The following is a 14,790-nucleotide window of genomic DNA, read 5'->3' as shown; positions in this document are numbered from 1 at the left end:
TTGGTGGTGTTTGTGTTGACGGAGTCGGATCAGCGGCTGAGCCTGGATACCGCCGCGGCGCGGAAACTCGCCACGACGACCAAGACGCCTCCGCAGATGCAGGAGATCTCCTCCCGCTGGTTGCTGCGGATGCTTCCGTGGGTGGACACCGCCGGCACCTATCGGGTGAACCGGCGGCTCACCTACATGGTCGGCGGTGGCCGGGTGAGCTTCTCGCGCACCGGCGCCCGGGTGCGGGTGGTGCCGCCGAGCCTGACCGAGCTGCCGCCGCTGCACGGGCTCGACGACGACCGCCTGCTCGACACCCTCGCCGGGCTGTTCGAGCAGCGGGAGTACGCCCGCGGCGACACGATCGCGCGGGCCGGACGGCCGGCTGACGAGATCATCCTGGTCGCCGACGGCCGGGTCACCCGGTTCCAGCCGGGCGACTACGGCAACCGCCTGGTGCTCGGCACCCTCGGCGAGGGCGACCACGCCGGGACCGAGCCGCCGGGCGAGCGGGCCGTACGGCACGACACGCTGGAGGCCGGCACCAGGTGCACGGTGCTGGCCCTGCCGTGGGAGGAGCTGCGCGCGCTGGCCGAGAGCACGCCCGCCCTGCGCGACCGGCTCGACCGCCACCGCGCCCGGCGGGCGGCCCCCCAGACCAAGCACGGCGAGGCCGCCATCGAGCTGTCGGCCGGCCACCGGGGCGAGCACACGCTGCCGGGCACGTTCGTGGACTACGACCCGGGCCCGCGCGAGTACGAGCTCAGCGTCTCGCAGACCGTGCTGCGCGTGCACACCCGGGTCGCGGACCTGTTCGGCGACCCGATGGACCAGACCGAGCAGCAGCTCAGGCTCACCGTCCAGGCGGTGCGCGAGTCGCAGGAGCGCGAGCTGGTCAACAACCGCGACTTCGGCCTGTTGCACAACGTCGACCCGAGCCAGCGCATCCGCACGCTGACCGGTCCGCCCACCCCCGACGACCTGGACGACCTGGTGAGCCGGCGCAAGAAGTCGCGGTTCTTCCTGGCCCACCCGCGGGCGATCGCGGCCTTCGGCCGGCAGTGCAGCGCGCGGGGCGTCTATCCCGACACCGCCGAGATCGAGGGGGTGCCCGTGCAGTCGTGGCGCGGGGTGCCCATCCTGCCGTGCGACAAGATCCCGATCAGCCGGGCGGGCACCACCTCGATCCTGTGCATGCGCACCGGCGAGAAGGACCAGGGCGTCGTGGGCCTGTTCCAGACCGGCGTGCCCGACGAGCGGGAGCCGGGGCTCAGCGTGAAGCTCACCGGCATCGACCGGAAGGCCGTCATGTCGTACCTGGTCAGCGCCTACTACTCGTGCGCGGTGCTGGTGCCCGACGCGCTCGGGGTGCTGGAGGACGTGGAGGTCGCGAGCTGATGGCTCAGCCGTTCGAGCTGCCCGACTTCTACATGCCGTACCCGGCGCGGCTCAACCCGCATCTGGAGGAGGCCCGTACGCACTCCAAGCTGTGGGCGCGCGAGATGGGCATGCTGGAGGGATCGGGCGTCTGGGAGGAGGCCGACCTCGACGGCCACGACTACTCCCTGATGTGCGCCTACACCCACCCCGACTGCGACGGCGCCGAGCTGTGCCTGATCACCGACTGGTACGTCTGGGTGTTCTTCTTCGACGACCACTTCCTCGACGTCTTCAAGCGCTCCGGCGACATCCAGGGCGGCAAGCGGCACCTCGACCGGCTTCCCCGGTTCATGCCGATGGGCGCCGATCTGTCCATGCCGGAGCCGGCCAACCCGGTCGAGGCGGGCCTGGCCGACCTGTGGCTGCGCACGGTGCCGGGCATGTCGGCCGACTGGCGGCGGCGCTTCGCCGAGAGCACCCGCCACCTGCTCAACGAGTCGATCTGGGAGCTGTCCAACATCAACGAGGGCCGGATCGCCAACCCGGTCGAGTACATCGAGATGCGCCGCAAGGTGGGCGGCGCGCCCTGGTCGGCGGGGCTGGTCGAGCACGCGGTGCGGGCCGAGATCCCCGCCCGGCTGGCCGGCACCAGGCCGCTGCGGGTGCTGAAGGACAGCTTTTCCGACGCCGTGCACCTGCGCAACGACCTGTTCTCCTACGAGCGCGAGGTCAGGGACGAGGGCGAGCTGAGCAACGGCGTGCTGGTGCTGGAGACGTTCCTCGGGTGCACGACGCAGGAGGCCGCCGACGCCGTCAACGACCTGCTCACCTCGCGCATGCAGCAGTTCGAGCACACCGCGCTGGGCGAGCTGGGCCCGCTCTTCGTCGAGCACGCCGTCGATCCGCTGTCGGCGATGGGCGTCCTGGCCTACGTCAAGGGGCTGCAGGACTGGCAGTCCGGCGGGCACGAGTGGCACCTGCGGTCGAGCCGCTACATGAACAAGGGCGCGAAGACGGCCCGGCCGCTCGGCGCGAAGTCGCTGGTCGCCGGCACGGGGGCCAAGCGGCTGCGCAACTTCGCCCACACCGGGCGGCAGCGCGTCGGCCCCTCGCAGATCCCCGAGCTGTACGTGCCCTTCGAGCTGCGCCTGTCCCCCCACCTCGACCAGGCCCGGCGCAACGCGGTGACCTGGTGCGCGTCCATGGGCCTGCTGGAGGCCCAGCCGGGCGTCGTGGGCTCGGCGGTCTGGGACGCCGAGAAGCTGGCCGACTACGACCTGCCGTTGTGCGCGGCGGGCCTGCATCCGGACGCCACCCCCGAGGAGCTGGACCTGGCCTCGCACTGGCTGTGCTGGGGCACCTACGGCGACGACTACTTCCCCGTCGTCTTCGGCCGGTCGGGCAACCTGGCGGCGGCCAAGGTCACGGTGTCCAGGCTCGCGGCGTTCATGCCGCTGGACGGCACGCCGGCGCCGCCGCCCGTGAGCGCGCTCGAACGCGGCCTGGCCGACCTGTGGGCGCGTACGGCGGGGCCGATGCCGGCCGGCGCCCGCGCGCAGCTGCGGCGGTCGGTCGTGACGATGTGCGAGGGCTGGCTCTGGGAGCTGGGCAACGAGGCGGCCCGGCACATCCCCGACCCGGTGGACTACCTGGAGATGCGCCGGCTCACCTTCGGCTCGGAGCTGACGATGAGCCTGTGCCGGCTGCGGCACGCGTACGCGCTGCCCGAGGCGCTGTACGAGAGCGGCCCGATGCGGGCGCTGGAGAACGCGGTCATGGACTGCGGGATGTTGCTGAACGACATCTTCTCGTACCAGAAGGAGATCGAGTTCGAGGGCGAGCTGCACAACTGCGTCCTGGTGGTCCAGAACTTCTTCGACTGCGACTACCCGGCCGCGCTCGGCATCGTCAACGACCTGCTGACCTCGCGGATGAAGCAGTTCCAGCACATCGCCGCGCACGAGTTGCCGATCCTGTGCGACGACCTCGGGCTCGACTGCGCGGCGCGGCAGACGCTCGACGCGTTCCTGGCCGACTGCCGCCACTGGCTGACCGGCATTCTCAACTGGCACCGCGGCTGTCTCCGCTACGACGAGCCGTCCCTGCGCCGGCACCACCGGCCGCCGGCCTTCCGGCTGTCCGGCCCCCACGGGCTCGGCACGTCGGCGGCGACCCTGGTCTACAGCGGCACGTCGTACGGGCGCGGGGCGTAGAACCAGCCCATCATGCGCAGCAGACGTCGCAGGTGCGGCGTGACGTTGCGCAGCCGGATCCACCGTTCGTCCGGGGGCAGCGCGGGCAGCGCCAGCACCCGCAGCCCGGACAGGTCGACGAAGGTCAGCTCGCCGGTGTCGACCACGATGTACGTGCTGCCCCCGCGCGAGTCGGACAGCGTGCTGGCGAGCGCGGGGCTGTTGGTGACGTCGACCTCGCCGGACAGGGCGACGGCCGGGGCTCCGGGGACGACCCGCAGCGTGATGCTGAGCTGCCCGTCCTGATAGAGCAGCCGCTCTTCGAGATCGTTCACGACGTGCGCACCCCCCAACAGCTATGGACAGGGGGTTGCCGGCGGGATGACCGTCAAGCTTCCTCCCGGCCGTGGTGGCCGCCCTGAGGAGGTCGCGGTTCCTTCGCCGCGCTGACGATTAACCCGAAGCCAGATTACACGAAGTATGTTTCGCTATGTAATGTTCAGGAGAAAATGACCGAATTGCAGCCGAATAATGAAGGGTTGCACCGGTCTCCCGCAGACGCACGAAGCCGGCCCAGCACGCAGGGCTGGGCCGGCTTCGGACCGTCCTCTCGGCGGGGCCCGCACGCGTCCCGCCGCGGCCGATCCGGGGGCGTTCGGCAAGGTGCCGCCACGAGGGGTCGTGGCTGCCGGAACGCCTTCGGGTCAGCCTGACGGGCGCGCGGACGGGCCGCCGCCGGTCAGCGGTCTCAGTTGTTGTCGCCGTAGTTGCTCTGGGCGTCCAGGACGTTGAGCTCGATGTCCTGGAGGTGCAGGGCGGTGAGGACGTCGATGTACTTGACGGAGTCGTTGAGGACGTCGTTGGCCAGCGTCAGGTCGTCCAGGATGGACAGCTGGCTCAGGATGGCCTTGCCGCCGTTGTAGGCGTTGGGGCCGACGTCGGCCGAGGCGCTCGTGGCGGTGAACCCGAACAGCGCGCCGGCGATGGCTGCACCGGTGAGAATGCGACGCATCATTTTTTACTTCCCTTTCATCGGAATCGGCGCAGCGGTGCGCGTCATCATTTATTACCCGCCTCCCGAGTGGCAGGAATTTCGCGAATAACGATCTCGTGGGGCTGCGGCAGGCCGCAAGGAAAATATGCTAAGCCAAAGTCAAGTACCCGCACTTATTCCTTGGCCGTCGATCGGGCGAAAGACATCCCGAAATGCCCCGAAATAATGTGACTCGTCGGGCACGGCAGGTTGTTTTATCCCCATACTCCCGGAGCAGGTAATCGGGAGAAGTCGCTTGAAACGCCGTGCCGTAACGGCGGCACGGCCGGCCACGCGGGGGTGCCGAATATGCCATGAACGGACTACTGCGATTGTTGGCGATTGCATTGGCGCACACCATTGTGTGCGTTTCCCATTCGATGCCCGCGCAGGGCGCCGCAGGCTGCCATCCGCACGGGTGCCGGGCGCAGGCTCCGGCCGTCCGGTCGGCGGCGGGCTCGATCGCGCTGCGGGCGGCGATAGAGATGATCGGCGTCCCGTACTCGTGGGGCGGCGGCGGTCCGGGCGGCCCCGGATTCGGCATCGGCAAAGGGGCCAGGACCTGGGGATTCGACTGCTCAGGCCTCACCGAGTACGCGTGGGCGCGGGCCGGCGTGGCCATCGGGACGACGACGTACGAGCAGTGGCGGTCCGGGATCCGGATACCGCGGGAGGAGATCCAGCCCGGGGACCTGGTGTTCTACGACAGCGACGTCGACACCCCCGGCCCCGAGCACGTGGCGCTCGCGGTGGACGGCACGCAGATCGTGCACGCGCCTTACAGCGGTGAATCCGTACGGCTCGACGCGCTGGGACGGCCGCGCTTCCTGGGCGTCGTACGCCCGAGCCCGGGCCGTTCCGACGCCTAAGGCCGAGCCCGCCGGGCCGAGTTCGCCCAGCCGATTTCGCCGAGTCGATTTCGCCGGGCGGGCCCGCGCGGAGCCGGGTGCGCCTACGCGTGAGCCCCGCGGCCCAGGTCGTCCTGCAGTGATCGACCTGGGCCGCGAGGCGTTCAGAGCTCGGTGCGCACCAAGCCCGTGCCGTGGCCTCGCGAAATGCCACGGCCCGTACTTTCGGTCCACCTCAAGGCACCAGGAAGGCGACCTTGGCCGGGCGGATCCGCGAATTCTGCTGCGGGTCGCCGATCGTCTTCCTGCCTACGCCACGCGAGGAGGCTCAGTTGTTGTCGCCGTACTTGTCCTGGTTGTTGAGGACGTTGGCCTCGATGTCGTTCAGGTGCAGCAGGGTGAGGATGTCGATGTACTTGATGGAGTCGTTGGCGACATCGTTCAGCGCCGTCAGGTCGTCGAGGATGCTCAGCTGGCTCAGGATGCTCTGCCCGTTGTTGTACGGGTTGGGGCCGACGTCCGCGGACGCGGCGGAGGCGGAGAAGCCGAGAGCGGTGACCGCGATAGCTGCACCGGCCAGAATGCGACGGATCATGTTTGCTTTCCTCCATGGATCGGCGCTGAATTTGTGCGCCATGGTCGTTTGTGCAGGGCTGTGAGGTGCCGCAAATAACCATCGCGGCAGGCAGCGAAAATCGCAACTCGGAATGCCCTAACGAAGGTCAAGGGGACGCCTCGATTTCTTGGCACTCGGTTTCCGCGCTCATCGACGGGGCACTGCATATATCCCGGCCGGGCTGCCCGGTGAACGGGATTCTTTTGGCCTTCCGGCGGCGATGTTGGGGCGTTCGTGCCCTGCCGTTCAGGCAACGATCACCCGAAACTTGAGGAACGACCTACGACGCCGGGGCCCGAGTTCGGCGAATTTGGCGACCAGGTGAGTGGTTATCCAGGTGATCGCCTCGGAGGTGCCGTTCCGCTATTACCGGACGACGGCCGCGCCAGATGTCCCGCTGACCTGCGAGAACGCCCCCGAACCAAAACCGCCCCCTCCCGTCAAAGGACAGGGAGGGGGCGGGACGCGAGGGGGGAGAGGCGGGTCAGGGGGTGATCAGGTGGTCGAGGGCGGCGGTCAGGCGGTGGAGGGCGGTCAGGGACTCGCGGGCGGCGTCGAGGCCGAGCACGTCCACCAGGCGGTCGGCGAACTCGCGGTGGCCGGGGACGATCCCGGCGATCGCCTCGCGGCCCGCCTCCGTCGGCTGGAGGAGCTTGGCGCGGCGGTGGGCGGGGTTGGGCCGGTATTCGGCCAGGCCCCTCTCCACCAGCAGGTCCGCGATGCGCTGCACACCCTGGCGGGTCATGCCCATCACCCGGGCGATCCCCGCCACCGGCAGCGGCTCCCCCAGGACGGCGCCCAGCACCTGCCACCAGGCCGCCGTCATGCCCGCCGGCTTGGCCAGCTCCTCCGCCACGTGCAGGAACTGGCCGTTGAGCCGGAACGACGCCAGGGCCAGACCGGACAGCAGCTCCGCCGCCACGCTCTCACCGCCGTCACCGCTCCCACCTCGCCCGCCACCGCTCCCGTCGCGGCGGACAAGGGGGTCTCCGGGGTCGGGGCTGCCGCCGGGGGTCATGCGGCCATCAGCACCTCGAACGCCGAGGCGTCGCTCTTGCCGAACAGGCGGTACCAGGCGTCGAGGACGTCGGGCCGGTAGACGTCGAGCCGGCGGAAGATCTCCCGGGCGAAGGCGACGGGCTCGGTCGGGCCGGCGGTGACGAGGTCGCCGTCGAGCACGGCGTCCGTCTCCTGGTAGCGCCCGGCTCCGGCGTAGCCCTGCTGGGCCCCCAGGTACGGCAGCGCCGCGCTGGTGTGGCCGCGGTCGTCGAGCAGGCCCTCGCGGGCGAGGCCGGCCGTGGCGCCGCAGATGGCCGCCACCGGCACCCCCGCCTCCAGGAACTCGCGCGCCTTGCGGGCGAACGGCGCCAGCTCGTCACCCGCGTCCCACAGGTCGGCCCCCGGCAGGATGAGCAGCGAGCTGCCCTCGGGCGTGAGCCGGTCGAGCGCGAGTCCCGGGGTGACCCGCAGGCCGCCCATGCTGACGACGGGCTCGCCGGTCAGGCCGACGTTGACGATCTCGTACGCCCCCGGCTCGCGCTGGAAGCGCTCGCTGCGCAGATGGGCGGTCGCGTGCCCGGTCTCCCAGTCGGCGAAGGTGTCGTAGACGGCGTGGTGAATGATTCCCTTCATGACAACATACTGTCATTTCGACAGCATGTTGTCAATGGAGAACCGTGCGAGGATAGGCGCCATGGCACAGATCGTCGGCGGAGGACGGCCGGTCAACGACGCCGAACGGCGCGTGATCTCCTACTTGCGCGACCACGCCCCCGCCGACTGGCTGCTGCTGCACAACGTCGAGGTCCCGCGCGGCGACGACGTGTTCGAGGTCGACCTGCTCGTGCTGACCGCCCACTCGCTCGTGGTCGTCGACGTCAAGGGCACCCGCGGCCGCATCGAGGTGTCCGGCACCCGCTGGTACCCGCCGCGCCGGGAGGCGTTCGGCTCTCCGGTGACCAAGCTGCGGGGCACCGCCAAGGCGCTCAAGGGTCTGCTGGTGTCCAGGGCCACCCAGCTCGAACGCGTCTACGTCGACAGCCTGGTCGTGCTCACCTCGCCCGACGCCGAGCTGGTCGACCAGGCCGGCCGCGACGCCCCCAACGTCACCGACCTGCCCGGCCTGGTGGCCACGCTGGGCGACGTCTCGCGGGTCAGACGGGGGTGCAGCCCCGACGTGCGCCCCTACCTGACGGCGGTGCTCGACGCGCTCAACCACACCGTGCGCCGCAGCACCGCGCCGCCCAGGTTCGGCAACTGGGAGGTCGAGGAGCAGCTCGGCGGCGACGCCAAGGTCACCGAATACCGCGCGTTCAACGCCACGCTGCCGGGCAGCGAGACCGTGCTGCTGCGGGTCTACCAGGCCGACCCGCTGGCCGACCACGAGGCGCGGGCCGCCGAGCGCCAGCGCATCGCCAACGCCTACCAGTCGCTGGCCCGCATCCCGCCCCATCCGTGCGTCGTGCGCTCGCGCGACTTCTTCGCCATCGACGACGAGAGCCGGTTCGTGCTGGTGCTCGACGACGTCCACGGCGAGGCGCTGCACCTGTCGCTGGGCAAGGGGGCCCGGCTGGGCGTGATCCAGGACCTGCTGCGCGGGCTCGCGCACGCGCACGCCAACGGCGTCGTCCACCGGGCGCTCACGCCCGGGTGCGTGCTGGTCACCGACGACGGGCACGCGGTGCTGACCGGCTTCGACTACGCCAAGCCGGGGCCGCGCAACTACACGGTCGCCCACGAGCTGGGCAACGTGCTCGACGCCCATTACGTGGCGCCCGAGTGCCAGGAGCGTCCCGACCGGATGACCACCGCGTCCGACGTCTACGCGGCCGGGGCCATCGCCTACCAGCTGCTCACCGGGCAGCTCCCGACCAGCTCCGACGCCCACGGCCCCGACGTCCCCGAGGTCGTGCGCCGGATGCTCGACCACTCCCCGGCCAAGCGGCCGAGCGCCGCCGAGGCGCTCGACGCGCTGCAGGGCGTGCCGTTGCAGCAGTCGCGGCTGCGGCGGCTGGTCCGCCGCCTGGTCTCCGGTCCCTGACGTCCTCCTCAGGCCGGGAGGCTGCGGCGCAGGGCGCTGGCGTGCCTGAGGTAGTCGAGGGCCAGGCCGGTGCGCCCGGCCGAGCGGTGCAGCTCGCCGAGCAGCTGGGTGGCCGACGCCTCGCCGCTGCGGTCGCCGAGCTCCTGGAAGACCTCCAGCGAGCGTTCGAGGCCGGTCGAGGCGCGGGTCAGGTCGCCGCGCGCCGCCTGGAGGCCCGCGAGGCTCTGCAGCGCGTACGCCCCGCAGTGGCGGTCGCCGAGCGACTCGAAGATCTCCAGGGCGTGCCGGTGGAACGACATCGCCTGGTGCAGCCGGCCCATCTGGAGGCACACGCAGCCCTCGCGGTGGGCGTCCCCCAGCTCCTGGGCCAGCCGCATGGCCTCGCCCAGCGACTCCGCCGCCTGGACGAGGTCGCCGGAGGTCAGGCAGGCCCGGCCGATGGCCTGCCGGGCGAACGCCTCGCCGTGCCGGTCCTCGGAGGCGACGAACATGGCCAGCGCCCGGCGCAGGTACCCGAGCGACTGGAGGTGCCGGCCGCGGAACTGGTTCACGGCGCCGAGCCCGCAGACCGAGGTCGCCTCGGCCCTGACGTCTCCTATTTCGTGAAATATCTGGCGGGAGAGGGTGAAGCCCTCGGCGGACTCGTCGTACCGGTCCTGGTAGAGGCTGACCTGGGCCAGGCCCCTGAGCATGGCGGCCTCGCCGTACCGGTCGCCGGCGGCGCGGGCGGCGGCCAGGGCGGCGGTGTGCGTACGGCGCCAGGTGCCGAGGTGGCAGTGCAGGTCGAGGTAGGGCACCATGGCGGCGGCCAGCCCCCAGGCAGACTCGGCCAGGCCCAGCTCGGCGGCCAGGTCCACGGCTCCGGCCAGCGCCTCGTGCTCCGACTCGAACCAGGTGATCGGGTCGGCGGTGAGCCGGTCGAGCGTGCGCGCGGGCAGCCGCCACCTGGCCGCCCTGGCCGCGGTGAGGCTGAAGACGGTGGTGGGCAGGCGGGCCATGGCGTGCTCGGTGGTGGCCGTCCAGGCCGCCAGCACCCTGGCCAGCGCGCCGCGGTCGTGGCCGCGGTCGCGGGCGTGCCTGCCGACGAGGTCGGGCACGCGGTAGCGCGGCTGGCCCACGTCGTCGGTGCCGACCGGGTCCAGCAGGTGGGCGTCCACGAGCAGGTCGGTGACGTCGTGGGCGCCGTGGCGGCCGAGTGCCGCGTCCACCACCCAGCCCGGCTGCGCCCCGGCGGCGGGCCCGAGGACGCCGAGCGCGCTCAGGGTACGGGCCGCCTCCGCGGGCAGCCTGCGGTACCCGGCGTCGAGGCAGGCCCGCACCTCCTTCAGCTCGGCCAGCCAGTCCTCCTCAAGCCGCTCGCGCAGCACCGACAGCGACCAGCCGGGCCGGGCCGCCAGCCGGGCTCCGGCGGCCCTGACCGCCAGGGGCGACCCGCCGCACAGCGTGACGACGGCCAGGGCGTCGGCCGGTTCGCGGGCCACCCGCCCGGCCCCGGCGACGCCGCCGAGCAGCGCCAGCGACTCCTCCGGCGACAGTTCGCCGAGCTCGACGCGCAGCGCGCCGGGCAGCTCGGTGATCCGCCGCCTGGTGGTCACGATCACGGCGCTGTCGTTGCCGGGGAGCAGCGGGCGTACCTGGGCGGCGTCGCGGGCGTCGTCCAGCAGGACCAGCATCGGGCGTTCGGCCAGCAGCGACCGCAGCAGCGCCGACCGCTCGCCGGGCGTCGGGGGCGCGCCGGTCACGCCGAGCGCCCGCAGCGCCTCGGCCAGCAGCTCGCCCGGCGCCCTGCCGCCGAGCTCCAGGTAGAGCTGCCCGGCGGGGAAGGCCGGGCGCAGGCGGTGGGCGGCGTGCACGGCCAGGGCCGACTTCCCCACGCCGGGCGGGCCGGAGATCACCGCGACCGAGAACGTCCCGGCCAGCGCGGCCAGGGGGGCGGCCCGGCCGATGAAGTCCGGCAGATCGGGCGGGAGCTGCCGGGGCACGGCCGGCGCCGCCCGGCCCTCGTCGGCCAGGATCAGCTCGTACGCGCCGCGCAGCTCGGCCCCCGGCTCGACGCCGAGCTCGTCCACGAGCTGGTCGCGGACCGCCGCGTACGTGCGCAGCGCCTCGGCCTTGCGGCCCCCGCGGTGCAGGGCGAGCAGCAGCCGGCCCCACAGGTCCTCCCGGTAGGGATGCTCGACCAGCAGGCCGCGCAGCTCGTCGGCGGCGCCGTCGTGGTCGCCGGCCTTGAGACGCCGCTCGATCAGCGACTCGGCGGCCCGCAGCCGCAGCCGGTGGAGGTGCTCGATCCGGCGGTCCCAGACCGGGCTGCCCGGCAGGTCGCTCAGCGGCGCGCCGCGCCAGAGCGCGAGGGCCGCGCCGTACTCGCCGCGACGGGCCAGCTCCTCGAACAGGCGCAGGTCGAGCGCGCCGTCGGCGACGTCGATGGTGTAGCCGGCCCCGGCGGCGCGCAGGCCGACCGGGCCGAGCTGGGACCGCAGCGAGCTGACGTAGGTGCGCACGTTGGCCAGCGCCGAACGCGGCGGGCGCCCCGGCCAGAGCACCTCGGCGAGCCGGTCGGCGCCGACCACCTGCCCCGCCTCCAGCAGCAACGTGGCCAGCAGCATGCGGGGTTTGCCGCCGGAGATCCGTAGGGGACGGCCGGCGGAGCGGATCTCCAGCGGGCCGAGGACGTGGAAGGTGACCGTCATGACAGCATCAGCCCCTTTACGGGAGATCTGACAGCTCTTTGTATCGGTTCTGGATGATTCTTGTGCGGCCAATGCGGACTCTGGTGTCACAGATCCCACTGGAAAGGATCACCCCATGAAGCTCAGCCGATCAATGGTCGCCGGCCTGGCATTGTTATTCGGCCTCGGCACGACGACCCCCGCCTTCGCCGACCCGGAGCCGGAGTCCGCGCAGGCGCAGCTCCTCGCGACGAACTTCCAGATGCCGTTCCCCTGCGGCCAGACCTGGACCGGCAACTCCAGCGCGAGCAGCGCCCACCAGTCGTGGGAGATCGACTTCAACAGGGGCAGCACCGCCGACGCCGACCTCGGCGACCCGGTCGTGGCCGCCGCCTCGGGAACGGTGGTGATCTCGGCGCACCAGGGCTCGACCAACGGCTACGGCAACCTCGTCAAGATCGACCACGGCGGCGGCTGGTCCACCTACTACGCCCACCTGAACACCCGGCTGGTCAGCGCCGGCCAGTCCGTCTCGCAGGGCCAGCAGGTCGGCACGGTCGGCAACACCAGCAAGCCGGGCAACAACATCAGCCCCCACCTGCACTACGAGGTGCGCCTGGGCACCAGCTACCCGTCGAACATCCAGAAGGCCGTCTTCAACGGCGTCACCTTCGGCTACCCGGTGCAGACGCTGAGCTCGAAGAACTGCGGCGGGTCCAGCAACCCGTACACGCCGCAGGAGGCGTGCGGCGCCGGCTACGACGTGATCGACTCGGCCGGGCTCGGCACCGACGGGACCGTCTACCTGCTCTACAACGGCTCCAACGGCAACAACTGCGTGGTCACCATGAAGGCGAAGTCGCTCGGCACGGCGACCGCGACGACCGCCTACCTGGAGGTGCAGGGCAGTACCAGGAAGACCGACTCCGGCAACTACGGGTACTACGCCGGTCCGGTCTACGCCGCCGCCGCGAACACGTGCGTCAAGTGGGGCGGCAAGGCCGGCGCCTCGGCCTACGACAGCCCGTTCGAGCACTGCGGCTGAGGCGGCTCAGGCAGGCGTGATCGTGTCGAGGACGTCGATCACGTACAGCATGGGCCTGTCCCCCGGGGAGCCCACGGCCAGCCGGCTGCCGACCTGGCTGCCGACCAGCGCCTCCAGCCAGGCGGGCGGCACCGAGCCGGGCCTGAGCGTGAAGGCGCTGGGACCGCCCTTCCGGTAGGACGAGTCCACCACCGTGCGGGACGGCCAGGACGCGGCCACGTACTGGATGACCACCTTGGAACCGGCCGTGACGTCCCGTCCCGAACCGTCGATGAGGGTCCGGGGCGGGGAGTCCGGCCGCAGGTCGGACGGGATCGCCGGCAACGCCCGCCCGACGAGCCGCGCGTCGGGCGGGTAGCCGCCGAGGATGTCGAAGACCACCACCAGCGTGTCGGCCGGCGAGACGCCGGTCAGCGGCACGTTCGGGCCCAGAGCCTCGGAGGCCGGGCTGACCAGCATCACCCGGCTGCCGGCCGGCCTGCCGATGAGCGAGGCCCGCCAGGTCTCGGAGACCTGCCTGCCGTCGAAGACGACCGTGGTGGGCTGGTTGCCGTCGTAGGTGCTGAGATACGGCTGGTTTCCCGACCATCGCCGGATGTCCACGTCGGCGAGCACGACGTCCCCCGGGACCGTACGCCGGCCGTTGCCCACGGAGAGCACCGTGATCCGCGGCGTGCGCCCCGGCTTCCCCCGAGGTATGGCGACGACGGGCTTGCTGCCGAACGCGCCCGTCACGACGGGCTGCGAGCCGTCCTCGGCGACGCCACACGAGGTGGCCAGCATGAGTACGGCAGGCCAGAGCAGGCGCACGATTTCCCCCAAGATGCCAGATCCGAAGGGGTTACTTGCCGCGATCGCCAAAAGGAAAGCTGCGGGTCTCGCCATCTCACGACAAAGGGCGCGGGAGACTGGACCGCGTGAGCAAGCCCAACCTGGCCCGCAGGGTCGCAGAAGCAGCCGAGATCGCGTTGACCACCCGCCACTACGTGACGTTCATCGACGTCGTCACGGGGTTGCGCTGGCTGCGGTCCCGGCACGTGGACCTCTGGCGGCAGGGCCGCGCCGGCACGCTGGCCGAACTGGCCGCGGTCGACGAGGAGCGGCTGCTCGTCACGGCCGGGCTGCTGCGGGAATGGGCGCTGGCCAAGGGGCTGCGGCCGGTGGAGACGCCGTACGTGGCCGGCACCCGCGACCGGCGCGACCTGCGCTTCACCTCCGGCCACGGGCAGGACGCCTTCCGCGTCCACTGGCTCTCGCCCGATCTGAGCGAGGCCCGGGTGCGGCGGCTCACCGAGCGGCAGAGCAAGGCCCCCGACCTGGTGGCCGTGGTCTCCGAGGACCCGTGGACGTGCGCGTCCTGCGGCGACACCGGGCCGTACCTAATCATGGAGGACGACCGGCCCCACTGCCTGAGCTGCGCCGACCTGGACCACCTGGTGTTCCTGCCGGCGGGGAACGCGGCGCTCAGCCGGCGGGCCAAGCAGGAGAGCGGGCTGTCGGCGGTGGTCGTCCGGTACAACCGGCGGCGCAAGGTCTACCAGCGCCAGGGCGTGCTGGTCGAGGAGGCCGCGCTGGCCGCGGCCGAGGAGCGCTGCCTGGCCGACGAGGAGGCGCGGCTGCGCCGCCGCGAGCGCGACCAGGTGCGCAGAGCCGAGCAGGACGTCGCCTTCCAGACGGCGATGGCGGCCGAGATCGCCCGGCTGTTCCCGGGCTGCCCGGCCGAGCGGGCCCGCGAGATCGCCGAGCACGCCGGCCGGCGCGGCAGCGGCCGGGTGGGCAGGACGGCGGCGGCCAGGGCCCTCGACGAGAACGCCATCACGCTGGCGGTGATCGCGTCGGTCCGGCATCTCGACACCGACTACGACCGCCTGCTCATGTCCGGCGTCCCCCGGATGGAGGCCAGGGACCGGATCAGGGACGCCATCGAGGCCAGGCTCACGGAGTTCCGGCGACCGCCCCGATGACCGCGCGGGCCCGCC

The 14,790-nt window shown here is 71.8% G+C and carries 13 protein-coding genes; 6 read left to right on the top strand and 7 right to left on the bottom strand.

Annotated features, from left to right (window positions below; all coding sequences use genetic code 11):
* The first annotated feature begins 15 nt into the window (after positions 1 to 15).
* Both ACWEJ6_RS23945 and ACWEJ6_RS23940 read left to right on the top strand, forming a co-directional pair.
* Positions 16 to 1,386, top strand: coding sequence for a family 2B encapsulin nanocompartment shell protein (locus tag ACWEJ6_RS23945; protein ID WP_387671447.1), 1,371 nt, complete (start codon positions 16 to 18; stop codon positions 1,384 to 1,386).
* A complete protein-coding gene (locus ACWEJ6_RS23940; protein ID WP_452426233.1) occupies positions 1,386 to 3,581 on the top strand; it encodes a terpene synthase family protein in 2,196 nt (731 codons plus the stop codon). The genes ACWEJ6_RS23945 and ACWEJ6_RS23940 overlap by 1 nt, the downstream gene beginning before the upstream one ends.
* Here the strand turns inward: ACWEJ6_RS23940 and ACWEJ6_RS23935 are convergent.
* Both ACWEJ6_RS23935 and ACWEJ6_RS23930 read right to left on the bottom strand, forming a co-directional pair.
* The gene (locus ACWEJ6_RS23935) at positions 3,548 to 3,895 is read right to left on the bottom strand and encodes an STAS domain-containing protein (RefSeq protein ID WP_358291638.1); all 348 of its coding nucleotides are present in this window, start codon (positions 3,893 to 3,895) and stop codon (positions 3,548 to 3,550) included. The two genes, ACWEJ6_RS23940 and ACWEJ6_RS23935, sit on opposite strands and share 34 nt — an antisense overlap.
* 413 nt (positions 3,896 to 4,308) lie before the next feature.
* Positions 4,309 to 4,575 (bottom strand): hypothetical protein, encoded by a 267-nt coding sequence (locus ACWEJ6_RS23930; protein ID WP_352322994.1) that lies wholly within the window; start codon positions 4,573 to 4,575, stop codon positions 4,309 to 4,311.
* Between the two features lie 398 nt (positions 4,576 to 4,973).
* Between ACWEJ6_RS23930 and ACWEJ6_RS23925 the strand changes: the two genes are divergently transcribed.
* Positions 4,974 to 5,462: a C40 family peptidase gene (locus ACWEJ6_RS23925; RefSeq protein ID WP_452426230.1), complete on the top strand. Its 489-nt coding sequence runs from the start codon at positions 4,974 to 4,976 to the stop codon at positions 5,460 to 5,462.
* Positions 5,463 to 5,769: 307 nt separating this feature from the next.
* Here the strand turns inward: ACWEJ6_RS23925 and ACWEJ6_RS23920 are convergent, their stop codons facing one another.
* The 3 genes from ACWEJ6_RS23920 to ACWEJ6_RS23910 all read right to left on the bottom strand — a co-directional run bounded on the left by ACWEJ6_RS23920 (position 5,770) and on the right by ACWEJ6_RS23910 (position 7,689).
* Complete coding sequence (locus ACWEJ6_RS23920; protein WP_352322992.1) at positions 5,770 to 6,036, bottom strand: hypothetical protein; 267 nt, start codon at positions 6,034 to 6,036, stop codon at positions 5,770 to 5,772.
* 505 nt (positions 6,037 to 6,541) lie between these two features.
* Positions 6,542 to 6,979, bottom strand: coding sequence for a MarR family winged helix-turn-helix transcriptional regulator (locus ACWEJ6_RS23915; RefSeq protein WP_387671453.1), 438 nt, complete (start codon positions 6,977 to 6,979; stop codon positions 6,542 to 6,544).
* Positions 6,980 to 7,071: 92 nt separating this feature from the next.
* On the bottom strand, positions 7,072 to 7,689 hold the full coding sequence (locus tag ACWEJ6_RS23910; RefSeq protein ID WP_452426228.1) for a DJ-1/PfpI family protein: 618 nt from the start codon (positions 7,687 to 7,689) through the stop codon (positions 7,072 to 7,074).
* 61 nt (positions 7,690 to 7,750) lie between these two features.
* Here ACWEJ6_RS23910 and mads6 point away from each other — a divergent pair, with 61 nt between their 5' ends.
* Positions 7,751 to 9,097, top strand: coding sequence for a methylation-associated defense system protein kinase MAD6 (mads6, locus tag ACWEJ6_RS23905; RefSeq protein WP_387671456.1), 1,347 nt, complete (start codon positions 7,751 to 7,753; stop codon positions 9,095 to 9,097).
* Positions 9,098 to 9,105: 8 nt separating this feature from the next.
* Here mads6 and ACWEJ6_RS23900 read toward each other — a convergent pair whose 3' ends face one another.
* A complete protein-coding gene (locus tag ACWEJ6_RS23900) occupies positions 9,106 to 11,787 on the bottom strand; it encodes a BTAD domain-containing putative transcriptional regulator (RefSeq protein WP_452426225.1) in 2,682 nt (893 codons plus the stop codon).
* A 115-nt stretch (positions 11,788 to 11,902) separates the two neighbouring features.
* On the opposite strand from ACWEJ6_RS23900, the gene ACWEJ6_RS23895 reads away from it, so the two are divergent.
* Positions 11,903 to 12,811, top strand: a complete 909-nt coding sequence (locus ACWEJ6_RS23895) for a M23 family metallopeptidase (RefSeq protein WP_397155489.1) — start codon at positions 11,903 to 11,905, stop codon at positions 12,809 to 12,811.
* A 6-nt stretch (positions 12,812 to 12,817) separates the two neighbouring features.
* On the opposite strand, the gene ACWEJ6_RS23890 is transcribed toward ACWEJ6_RS23895, so the two are convergent.
* Positions 12,818 to 13,621 carry an FKBP-type peptidyl-prolyl cis-trans isomerase gene (locus ACWEJ6_RS23890; protein WP_452426223.1) on the bottom strand — a complete coding sequence of 268 codons (804 nt, stop codon included), beginning with the start codon at positions 13,619 to 13,621 and terminating at the stop codon, positions 12,818 to 12,820.
* A gap of 107 nt (positions 13,622 to 13,728) precedes the next feature.
* Between ACWEJ6_RS23890 and ACWEJ6_RS23885 the strand changes: the two genes are divergently transcribed.
* On the top strand, positions 13,729 to 14,775 hold the full coding sequence (locus tag ACWEJ6_RS23885) for a DUF2293 domain-containing protein (protein ID WP_452426221.1): 1,047 nt from the start codon (positions 13,729 to 13,731) through the stop codon (positions 14,773 to 14,775).
* The last annotated feature ends 15 nt before the right edge of the window (positions 14,776 to 14,790 follow it).

This window comes from Nonomuraea sp. NPDC004702, from assembly GCF_053601695.1.
The sequence above is the reverse complement of the archived record's forward strand: the minus strand, read 5'-3'. Positions and strand labels throughout refer to the sequence as shown.

Bases quoted from the DNA above. Each gene is read 5' to 3' on its own strand.
- ACWEJ6_RS23900 (WP_452426225.1), bottom strand. From the start codon at position 11,787: ATGACGGTCACCTTCCACGTCCTCGGCCCGCTGGAGATCCGCTCCGCC.
- ACWEJ6_RS23930 (WP_352322994.1), bottom strand. From the start codon at position 4,575: ATGATGCGTCGCATTCTCACCGGTGCAGCCATCGCCGGCGCGCTGTTC.
- ACWEJ6_RS23940 (WP_452426233.1), top strand. From the start codon at position 1,386: ATGGCTCAGCCGTTCGAGCTGCCCGACTTCTACATGCCGTACCCGGCG.
- mads6 (WP_387671456.1), top strand. From the start codon at position 7,751: ATGGCACAGATCGTCGGCGGAGGACGGCCGGTCAACGACGCCGAACGG.
- ACWEJ6_RS23910 (WP_452426228.1), bottom strand. From the start codon at position 7,689: ATGAAGGGAATCATTCACCACGCCGTCTACGACACCTTCGCCGACTGG.
- ACWEJ6_RS23920 (WP_352322992.1), bottom strand. From the start codon at position 6,036: ATGATCCGTCGCATTCTGGCCGGTGCAGCTATCGCGGTCACCGCTCTC.
- ACWEJ6_RS23895 (WP_397155489.1), top strand. From the start codon at position 11,903: ATGAAGCTCAGCCGATCAATGGTCGCCGGCCTGGCATTGTTATTCGGC.
- ACWEJ6_RS23925 (WP_452426230.1), top strand. From the start codon at position 4,974: ATGCCCGCGCAGGGCGCCGCAGGCTGCCATCCGCACGGGTGCCGGGCG.